This is a genomic window from Corallococcus sp. AB038B (assembly GCF_003668955.1).
GTDB lineage: Bacteria > Myxococcota > Myxococcia > Myxococcales > Myxococcaceae > Corallococcus > Corallococcus exiguus.
In genome coordinates, this window is record NZ_RAWO01000299.1 from 1 (window position 1) to 396 (window position 396).

The 396-nt window shown below is 74.5% G+C and carries 1 pseudogene; it reads right to left on the minus strand.

The features are described from left to right. Positions 1-396, minus strand: a pseudogene (locus D7Y04_RS43370) (type VI secretion system ATPase TssH); the annotation flags it as partial.

The following is a 396-nucleotide window of genomic DNA, read 5'->3' on the forward strand; positions in this document are numbered from 1 at the left end:
TCCGGCTTCGCCTCGCGCAGCGCCTTGCGCGCCTCCATCAGCGCCGCCACCGCCGTGCGCTCCGTCTCCCAGCGCGCGTGCAGCGTGGCCCGCGCGTCCTGCGTGGCGCGCAGCTTCTCCAGCGCCTCGTTGAGGGCGTCCTGCTCGTCCTCGCCGCCGGTGCCCTCCGCCAGGTCTCGCTTGCGCGCGTCGCGCTCGCGCTCCAGCGCGGCAATCTCCTGGTCCAGCGCCACCAGTTCCTCGGGGCGCGTGGACAGCTCAATCTTCACGCGGGCCGCGGACGTGTCGAGCAGGTCCACCGCCTTGTCCGGCAGCTGCCGGCCGGAGATGTAGCGGCTGGACAGGCGCACCGCGGCGCTGACGGCCTCGTCGCGGATGATGACGCCGTGGGCCGCC